General features: G+C 67.5%; 8 protein-coding genes. All 8 read left to right on the plus strand.

The window, feature by feature from the left end; all coding sequences use genetic code 11:
• The first annotated feature begins 209 nt into the window (after window positions 1-209).
• Entirely contained in the window at window positions 210-953 is a 744-nt protein-coding gene (locus HHX41_RS35015; protein ID WP_182909374.1) for a GntR family transcriptional regulator, read from the plus strand.
• Window positions 954-1,045: 92 nt separating this feature from the next.
• Window positions 1,046-1,615 carry a DJ-1/PfpI family protein gene (locus tag HHX41_RS35020; protein WP_041952814.1) on the plus strand — a complete coding sequence of 190 codons (570 nt, stop codon included), beginning with the start codon at window positions 1,046-1,048 and terminating at the stop codon, window positions 1,613-1,615.
• 19 nt (window positions 1,616-1,634) lie between these two features.
• The gene (locus tag HHX41_RS35025) at window positions 1,635-1,793 is read left to right on the plus strand and encodes a hypothetical protein (protein ID WP_220504699.1); all 159 of its coding nucleotides are present in this window, start codon (window positions 1,635-1,637) and stop codon (window positions 1,791-1,793) included.
• A gap of 50 nt (window positions 1,794-1,843) precedes the next feature.
• Entirely contained in the window at window positions 1,844-2,098 is a 255-nt protein-coding gene (locus tag HHX41_RS35030) for a hypothetical protein (protein WP_182909375.1), read from the plus strand.
• Between the two features lie 220 nt (window positions 2,099-2,318).
• Window positions 2,319-6,245 carry a ThuA domain-containing protein gene (locus HHX41_RS35035; RefSeq protein ID WP_182909376.1) on the plus strand — a complete coding sequence of 1,309 codons (3,927 nt, stop codon included), beginning with the start codon at window positions 2,319-2,321 and terminating at the stop codon, window positions 6,243-6,245.
• Between the two features lie 39 nt (window positions 6,246-6,284).
• A complete protein-coding gene (locus HHX41_RS35040) occupies window positions 6,285-8,327 on the plus strand; it encodes a ThuA domain-containing protein (protein ID WP_182909377.1) in 2,043 nt (680 codons plus the stop codon).
• A 664-nt stretch (window positions 8,328-8,991) separates the two neighbouring features.
• On the plus strand, window positions 8,992-9,579 hold the full coding sequence (locus tag HHX41_RS35045) for a transposase family protein (protein ID WP_182909378.1): 588 nt from the start codon (window positions 8,992-8,994) through the stop codon (window positions 9,577-9,579).
• Window positions 9,580-9,679: 100 nt separating this feature from the next.
• The coding region (locus HHX41_RS35050; protein ID WP_182909379.1) for a DJ-1/PfpI family protein at window positions 9,680-10,007 on the plus strand (328 nt) is incomplete at its 3' end.

The following is a 10,007-nucleotide window of genomic DNA, read 5'->3' on the forward strand; positions in this document are numbered from 1 at the left end:
GCCCGGTGGCGAATTGAGTAGGACGTCGAGCATGCTCATAGGAGCTCCAACTGATCGAAGCGGAGCGATAACGGGGGGTTTCGCGAGGGTGAAGGATGGCTGGCATCCGCCACCTTTCCTATACGATCCGAGTGGGGGCGTCAACATCCCGCAGCGTTGCGACCGAAGTCAACAGGTTTCCGAAAACGTAAGAAAGGTCTCACGTCACGATGGACGACGAAGTGATGATCGCGCGGCGCCGTGGGGCCACGACGGGCGGAACGCCGCCGCGAAGATCTCGCGGCCGGCTTGCCGACGAGGTGTACGACACGCTGCTCGGACAGCTGATGTCGCTACGGATCGAGCCTGGCTCCCGCGTCACGATCGACGTCCTGGCGCGAGAGCTGGGGGTCTCGCAGACGCCGATCCGAGACGCTCTGAACCGCATGGAGGCCGAGGGCCTGGTCGTGCGTGTGCCCCATGCCGGCTACCGCATTCCCCCTCAGATCACCCGTCAGCGATTCGAGGACATGCTTGAGCTCCGCCTTCTCCTCGAGCCGGCAGCGGCGCGCAGATCCGCCGAACGCGCATCCTCGAAGCAGGTAGCCGGTCTGCGACGAATGCTGGAGGAGATGGCGGAGCTGGAGGGGGGCAACGGGCTCATGGCCTATGGCGCCTTCGGGCTACGCGACGCCGCTTTTCACGATCTCGTCGCCCTGAGCGCGGAGAACCAGGTCATCCGCGAAGCTCTCGCTCGCCTGCACACGCACGTGCACCTGTTCCGGCTTCTCCACGACACCCAGGTCACTCACTTGGCCATGGCCGAGCACGAAGAAGTCCTGGCCGCGATCGCCGCGCGTGACCCCGACGCCGCCGCCTACGCCATGCGCCGGCACATCCTGCTGTCCGGCGAGCGATTCCGGCGATTGTTCGACGATGTCAAGGACGCCGACGGAATGGCGGTAAAGGCTTGACGGGCGGGCCGGGCCGAGGAATGCTGACTCAACCGGATCAGATCGGATCGGATTGGATCCACCTGACCCGCCCCAGATGCGAGGAGAAGTAGGTGCCCAGAGCACTGCTCCTAACCGGCGATGCCGCCGAGGAGCTCGACACCATGTATCCCTACTATCGGGTACAGGAGGGCGGCTGGGACGTTGACGTCTCGTCACGGACGATGCGTGACGTTCAGCTGGTCATCCACGAGTTCGACCCCAACTCCGACGCCTACGTCGAGAAGAACGGCCGGAAGCTGCCGGTCGACGTACCCTGGGCCGAGGTCGACGTCGAGCGCTATGACGCCCTCATCATCCCTGGGGGACGTGCCCCCGAGTGGATCCGGGTCGACGCCGACGTCCGGCGCATCACCGAGCACTTCTTCGCGCGCAACCTCCCGATCGCGCTGGTGTGCCACGGCGCGCAGGTGCCGGCGGTGTACGGGCTGCTGAAGGGCCGGAAGACGGCCTGCTTCCCCCCCATCACCGGTGACATGGAGAACGCGGGCGCGACGGTCATCGACGCTCCCGACGTCGTGGACGGCAACCTCGTCTCCTGCCGCGGCTGGCCCGACATGCCGCAGTTCGGCAGGGTGATGATGGAGGTCTTCTCGAAGTCCATCAACTCCGCATCGGCATGAGCACACCTGGCCTGTCCCGGTGACGACTCCTCGGACCGTCACCGTCGACGGCTCCCCCGTCCACATCCTGGAGAGCGGCACGGGGCCCGCGGTGCTGATGCTGCACGGCTCCGGACCCGGTACGACCGGATCCGGAGCCTGGGCAACGACGGCACAGGCGCTGGCGACCGGCGCATGATGCAGGCGGTGGCGCAGGTCGGCCAATAGCTCGGGCTCGGCGGCTCGATCGTGGCCAACCTGTTCAACCCGCGAGTGATCGTCATCGGGGGCTACTTCGCCTCACTGGCCGAGTGGCTGCTGCCCCGCGCGCAGGATCAGCTGCAGCGGCTCGTGGTGGCCGCCCCCGCCGCCCAGTGCCGATTCGTCGCCTCCACGCTCGGCTTCGGCGCCGCTTCCCGCGGCGCCGCGAGCATGGTGGTCAACCGGATCATCGACGACCCGACCACGATCATGGATTCACTACCCGGGCCGACAGCCTACTGACGGCCCCCACAGACCTGGAGGCGGCACCTCTCCAGCAACCCCCCGTATCCGCAACCAACGCCAACAAGCGGCAACAAGCGCGGCGGCGCGCGCCTTGCCTGACGTCCCCCCGGTCAGGAAAGGGTTTCCCATGTCACCACGTCATCGAACGTGGGCCAGGCTGCTCGACGCAGCCCTGCCAGAAAACGGACGACGCCCGAGAGGTCGCACCGCGACCACGATGGCCTTAGCCCTCATCGCCCCTTTCATCACGCTCCTCGCGACGCCGGTGAGCGCCGAGGCCCCCACGGCGGCTGAGCCCGCTTTCGTCGCTGCACCGGCGCTGCTGCAGCCGTCCGCGTCTGCCGCCAAGGCCGCACCACCAGAGGTCAGCTTCAAGGTACTCGTGGTGCGCAGCACCCAGGACGCGGTGTCCTCGGCCGGCCTGGCCGCGATCCGGGATGCGGCCAGACCCGGTGAATTCACGGTCGTGGCGCCCGGGCCCGCTGACGTGGGCGACCATTTCACCGAGAAGAAGCTGAAGCAGTACCGCGCGGTCGTGTTCTTGGACACGGGTCGCGCGAGCCCGCTCACGGACACGCAACGCGCGAACTTCGAGAGCTACTTCCGCGACGGCGGCGGCTTCGTCGGCGTCGGCTCGGCGGTCGAGACCGACGAGTCCTGGTCGTTCCTGACCGACCTCCTGGGGACGCGTGCGTCCGGCAGGACCGACGTGCAATCGGCGGACGTGAAGGTCGCCGACCGCGTCCACGACGCGAGCAAGGATCTGCCGCAGTTCTGGTCGCGAACCGACAACTGGTACAACTTCACGAAGAACGTCCGCGGTATGTCACACGTCCTCGCCACCGTCGTCGAGGACCCGTTCGGGCCGCAGCCGCAGGGCGCCGACCTCGACGGGATCGCCGGGGGCACGATGGGCGCCGATCACCCGGTCTCGTGGTGTAAGGACTTCCGGGGCGGCCGCTCGTTCTACACCAGCCTGGGCAACACGGCCGCGAGCTTCGACGCCGGCCTCACCAAGCACCTCAAGGGCGCGATCGGCTGGGCCGCGGGCCAGGCCGACCCGGTTTACAGCGACTGCGGCGCGACCGTGCTGGCCAACTACCAGCAGACGAAGATCGGCTCGCCGCCGAACCTGCAGGAGCCGATCGGCTTCGACCAGCTGCCGGACGGCCGCGTTCTGCAGACGGACCGCCTCGGCTCGCTGCGCATGCACGACTCGACCACGGGCGTCACCACGGTCGTCGCCAACTTCGCCGACCCGAGCCTGCCGATGACGCAGCAGATCTACTCCGCGGGCGAGGACGGGCTCTATGGCCCGGCGGTCGACGCCAACTTCGCGACCAACAAGTGGGTCTACCTCTACTACTCGCCGAAGCAGGTCACAGACGTCAAGCTGAGCGACGGATCGGTCGTCACGCAGACCACGCCGAACACCACCCCGCCGAACGTGGCGGCGTCCAAGACCGCGTGGGATCCGTACGTGGGCTATTTCCAGCTCAGCCGCTTCAAGTTCGTCGACGCCACCGACAGCACGCCGGCGCACCTCGACATGGGCTCCGAGCAGCAGATCATGCGCGTGCCGGTTAACCGCCAGGAGTGCTGCCACGTCGGGGGCGACATCGACTTCGACAAGCACGGCAACCTCTGGTTGGTCACCGGCGATGACACGCCCGCGGGCGGCATCAACGCCGGCGGCTACGGGCCGTTCAACTCGCAGAAGACCGACGAGCAGCAGACCGTGCGCGTCACCAACGCGACGGGCGGCACGTTCACGCTGACCTTCGATGGCCAGACGACGCAGCCGATCGCGTGGAACGCGGATCGCGATGCGATCGACGCGGCGCTCGAGGCGCTCCCGAACATCGAGGCGGACGAGATCCAGACCAGCGGCGGCCCGGTCAACACGTCGAACGTCAACGTGTTCTTCCGCCGCGGCAAGCAGCAGTCCGACCAGCCGCAGATCACGGCCGACGGCGCCGGCCTGACCGGCACCGCCACGCCGGCGGTCGCCACCAGCACGGCGCAGGCGGGCGGCTGGTATCAGCGGCTCACCGGTGACTCGCGCCGCACCGCGCTGAACACCAACGACCTGCGCGGCAAGGTGCTGCGGATCAAGGTCAAGGACGGCGACATCTCCGCCGCCGACGCCAACAAGGTCAACTTGGGCTCCGGCACGGGCGCCTACTCGATCCCGTCGGGCAATCTGTTCCCGCTGGTCGCGGGCGCGCCGCAGGACAAGACGCGGCCGGAGGTCTACGCGATGGGTTTCCGCAACCCGTTCCGGATCCAGGTCGACGAGAACGACGTGGCCTACGTCGGCGACTACTCGCCCGACGCCCAGACACCGCAGCGCTCGCGCGGCCCGTCGGGCACCGGCCGCTACGAGATCGTGCGCAAGCCGTCCAACTACGGCTGGCCGACGTGCTACAAGCGCGACCTCGCGTACTACGAGTGGAACTTCCACGAGTTCGCGCCCGGCACCACCACCGCGGGCACGCCGCTGAACAACCCGGCTCAGAAGTTCGACTGCGACGGGCCGACGCAGCGCAACGACTCGCTGTGGAACATCGAGGGCGGTCCGACGGTCGAGCCGGGCCTGAGGGACGTCCCGCCGGTCACCGACCCGGACATCTGGTACTCCTACCGCGACAACAACACGAGCACGCCGCTCGGCACCCCGTGCGAGGCCGGCTATGCGCCGACCCCGGGCCCGATCGCGCCCGGCTCGACGACCGAATGCCCGCGGCTGTTCCCCGAGCTCTACACCGGCGGCGTCGGTCCGCACGGGGTCACGAAGTACCACTACGACCCGGAGAACCCGAACCCCAACAAGTTCCCGCCGTACTACGACGACTCGGTGATCATCAGCGAGTGGACGCAGGACACGCTGCGCGAGGTCAAGCTCGACAAACAGAGCAACCACGTCCAGAAGATCAACAACTTCCTGGATTGCGGCAGCCGTGCGAACGCCGGGGCAGGCAGGTTCCAGTTCGAGTGCGACAACCCGATGGACCTGCAGTTCGGTTCTGACGGCGCGTTCTACCTGCTGACCTACGGCAACGGGTTCAACGTCATCAGCCCCGACGCGGGCATGTACAAGTGGGAGTACGTCAAGGGCAAGCGCGCGCCGAAGGCCGTGCTCACCACCGACCGCACCGATGGCTCAACGCCGCTGACCGTGAACTTCTCCAGCGCCGGCTCGCTGGATGAGGATCCCGGCGACTCGATCCGCTACGAGTGGAACTTCGGCGACGGCTCGGCGATCGCGACCGACCCGAACCCGGCACACACCTACACGCGGTCCGGCCGCTACACGGCCGTGCTGACCGTGCTCGACTCGTCCGGCAAGCGAACCTCGACCAGCACTGTGATCACTGTGGGCAACACGAGCCCGAAGGTGGTCGTCAATACGCCGGTGGAGGGCGGGACGTTCACGTTCGGCGACGACATCCCGTTCTCGGTCACGGTCACCGACCCCGAGGACGGGACGGTGAATTGCTCCGAGGTGGAGGTGACGTTCGTGCTCGGCCACGACTCGCACGGCCACGCCGAGGAGTCCGTGAACGGCTGCTCGGGCGTGCTCCACACGATCGCCGACGACGTCTCACACGGCGGCAACGTCTCCGGCGTGATCCAGGCGCGCTACACCGACCACGGCGGTCCGGGCGGGGTCCCACAGCTGACCACGACCGGCCAGCACCAGATCCGCCAGAAGCACCAGGAGGTGGAGTTCGTCGTCAACCAGTCCGGCACCAACACGGCGAACAACACCGACGGCGGCGCCGGCGTGCACCGCGGCGGCCTGGGCTCGGGCGACTGGCTCCAGCTCAACGGCCCATTCAACCTGACCAACATCGATTCGATCACGTTCCGCGTGGCGGACGCGGCGGCCGGCCGCACGCCCGGGTCGCCGCTGGCGGCGATCGAGGTCCGTCAGGACTCGATCACCGGGCCGATCCTGACGACGGCCAACCTCGTGTCCACCGGCGGGACGGGAACCTGGACGAGCCAGACGTTCCCGGTCTCGATGTCCGGGACGCATGAGCTGTTCCTGGTGTTCCGCTCGGTCACGGGTGGCGCCACGGGCGGCAACCTGTTCAACCTCAACTGGGCCGAGTTCGTCGGCACGGGCATCGGCACCTAGCGAACCCGCCCGTACAGCGGCAAGAAAGAGAAGACACTCATGCGAAGAAGATTTCGCGCATCGGCAGTGGCCGCCTGCGTGACGGCGGTCGCACTCATCCCCGCGGCACCGTCGTGGGCAGAGGAAACGACACCGCCGACGATCAACGTGGCGACGCTGTCGCCCTCTGCGCCGACCGGCCAGAACAACTGGTACCGCGACTCGGTGACGCTGAACATGTCGGCGACCGACGACGTCGGCATCGCCAAGTTCCAGTACTCGCTCAACGGCGGCGCCGCCTACATCGACGTGCCCGTCGCGGGGGCGCCGGCGTCGGCCACGGCGTCGGCGGTGATCACGCAGGAGGGCAACACCAGCGTCCGGTACCGCGCGGTCGACACTTCCGGAAACGTCGCGGCGTTCCGCTCGATCTCGGTCCGGATCGACACGCGCGCGCCGGCCGCATCGTACCCGGCGATCACCGACGGTCATGTCGGTCACGTCGCCACACTCATCCCGACGCGCACGGACCCCACCCCCGGCTCGGGCGGAGTGGCTGTGCTGAACATGTACCTCGACGGCAAGCTCGTCCCGCCGTTGCCGGTGCAGACCTCCGACCTGTCGCTCGGCGTGCACACGCTCGCGGTGCATCTCTCTGACGCTGCTTCCAACAGCGCGAAGTACACGCAGACGTTCATCGTGACGACATCGTTCGCGGACGTCGGCACGCTGATCGGCCGGTTCGTGACCGCCGGCAGCGTCCCGGCGGAGGTCGGCGCGGCGCTCCAAGCCAAGCTCGACCAGGCGAAGGCGCTCGCCGACGCCGATTCGGCCAAGCAGGCGAGCCAGGTCATGAACGAGTTCGTCTCGCTCGCCAACAGCCAGATCAGGCCCGGCTCGGCCCGCAGCACACTCGTGGGCGATGCGCGTTACCTGATCGACCAGCTCAAGGGCGGGCTCGCGCCGGAGCCCGCGACGGGCCTCGAGTCTGAGCCCGCGGAGGGCCCGAAGTTCATCCCGGACCCGGTGCTCGCCCCGCTCCCGCACAACCCGGACGCCGACTACAACGTCCTGGTCTTCTCCAAGACGACGGGCTTCCGGCACGACCACATCCCGCACACCGTGGCCGCGATCCAGAAGCTCGGCATCGAGCAAAACTTCAACGTCGACGTCTACGACCCGCAACTCCCGACCGTCACGCTGCCCACGAGCCCGTTCCTGAGCCTCGACACGCTCAAGCAGTACGACACGATCGTCTTCGAGTCCAACGTCGGGCACCCGGGCCCGCTCAATGCGATCACCGAGCAGCCGAACTTCGAGGCCTACATGAACCAGGGCGGCGGCTATGTCGGCATCCACGGCGCCGCCGACTCGTTCGAGCTCCGCACCTGGCCGTGGTACGGCGACCTCGTCGGTGGGTTCTTCACCAACCACCCGAACGGCCAGAACGGGTTCGGCCAGTGCGGCAGCTGCATCCACGCCGAGGTGGTGACCGAGGACAATACGCACCCGGCGACCGCGCATCTCCCTGCCAAGTGGATGACGGTCGACGAGCTCTACAACTTCGACCGCAACATGCGGGCCGACGTGCACACGCTGCTGAGCCTCAACGAGGACAGCTACCAGCGCAGCCTCAACAGCGGCAACGCGGCCACCAACCCGCTGCGGCTGATGAACGGAGACCACCCGATCGCGTGGTGCCAGAACTGGGGCGGTGGCAAGGCGTTCTCGAACATCCTCGGCCACTTCCGGACGCATTACTACGACGACTCGTTCATGCGGATCATCCTCGGCGGGATCGAGACGACCGCCGGCCGGACGGCCGCCAACTGCTCGTCCTACCGCGAGACCAGCCTGCTGATCGAGGCCGACCGAGCGGCCGGGCTACTGACCGCGGACGCCGCGGACGCCGCCGATGCCGCCCTGGACATCGCGCGGGACAGCTACCTGGCAACCAACTACACCACCGCCATCCCGGCGCTGAACTCGATCGTCGCCCTGGCTAACGACAAGGCCTCCGGCGACGCTGCGGCGCGTTCCGAGCTCGCGCGGCAGGCGCGCGCGCTGCGGGAGTGGATGCAGAACCTCAACCGCAACCGCTGACCCGTTCACGCGGCGGGGGCGGTGGATCGCCGCTCCCGCCGCGCTGACGCTGTAGCGCACCACTATCGCGGATTTATGCACGACCTTCTCATGATCACCAACGAAACATCGGTAGGTGCCGCACGTGACCCATCCTCCGAAGGGAGCGGTGATGCGGTCGGGTCGACGCCCTGCAGGCGGCATTCGAACACTAGGTCCAGGCCGACGGCGGTTGCGCCGGCAGGGGCGATCACCGAGGCCGATCGCGAGGTCGTGATGAGCCGGCCGAATGAAAGGAAAGAACGCGTTCCGCGACGCGGAGAACGGATGCGTCCGCGATCGGAGGGGAGGAAGATGACGGTGACCCTTGGTTGAATTGCCGGGCTTTCGCGGGCGCCGCCCCGCAGACCGGCCTCACGAGTACGCCGCGCCGTACAGGGTCTTCAGTCAGTCGAGAAGCCCTTCGGTCCTTGTGCGGCCCGGTGGCGAACCGAGCAGGACGTCGAGCATGCTCAGGGGAGCTTTAGGCGGTCGAAGTAGGGCGCTGGCGGGCGGTTCCGCGATGGTTCAGGATGGCCAGCATCCGTCACCTTTCCTATACGATCCGAGTGGTCGTCAGCACGCAGCAGCGTTGCGACCGATGTCAACAGGTTCGCGAAGACGCTAGCAGGGACCTCACGTCACGATGGACGACGTGCTGGTGGATGGGCTGGTGGTCCCGATCGGTGAGCGGGACGGGATCGAGGGCCTGTACTCCGACAAGAAGGGGTACTGCGGGCAGAACGTTCAGGTCGTCGCCACGCTGTCCGGGCGCCTGGCGGACGTCGGCGACCCATGCCCTGGCTCCATGCACGACAGCCGGGCGTTCCGCCAGTCCGAGATCGCCGCGCGGTGGGCGGCGCATTACGAACCGGATGGAATGGGAATGACCGGGGACAAAGGCTATCAGGGCGCAGGGATCCGTACCCCGTACAAGAAGCCACCCGGCCGGGAGCTGACCGATGCCCGCAAAGCCTGCAACACCGCGCTAAACCGCATCCGGGCCGCGGTGGAGCGGGCCATCGCCCACCTCAAATGCTGGAAAGTCCTCAAAACCGGCTTCCGGCGATCGCTGGAGGACTTCCCCGCAGTGCTACGCACCGTGACCAAACTGAAGGTCTTCCGAGTGTACGGCCTGCCGCCGCCTACGCCATGCGCCGGCACATCCTGCTGTCCGGCGAGCGGTTCCGGCGATTGTTCGACGATGTCAAGGACGCCGACGGAATGGCGGTAAAGGCTTGACGGGCGGGCCGGGCCGAGGAATGCTGACTCAACCGGATCGGATCGGATTGGATCGGATCCACCTGACCCGCCCCAGATGCGAGGAGAAGTAGGTGCCCAGAGCACTGCTCCTTACCGGCGATGCCGCCGAGGAGCTCGACACCATGTATCCCTACTATCGGGTACAGGAGGGCGGCTGGGACGTTGACGTCTCGTCACGGACGATGCGTGACGTTCAGCTGGTCATCCACGAGTTCGACCCCAACTCCGACGCCTACGTCGAGAAGAACGGCCGAAAGCTGCCGGTCGACGTGCCCTGGGCCGAGGTCGACGTCGAGCGCTATGACGCCCTCATCATCCCTGGGGGACGTGCCCCCGAGTGGATCCGGGTCGACGCCGACGTCCGGCGCATCACCGAGCACTTCTTCGCGCGCAACCTCC

It is taken from the genome of Microbispora sp. H13382 (assembly GCF_014161445.1).
Taxonomy (GTDB): Bacteria; Actinomycetota; Actinomycetes; order Streptosporangiales; family Streptosporangiaceae; genus Microbispora.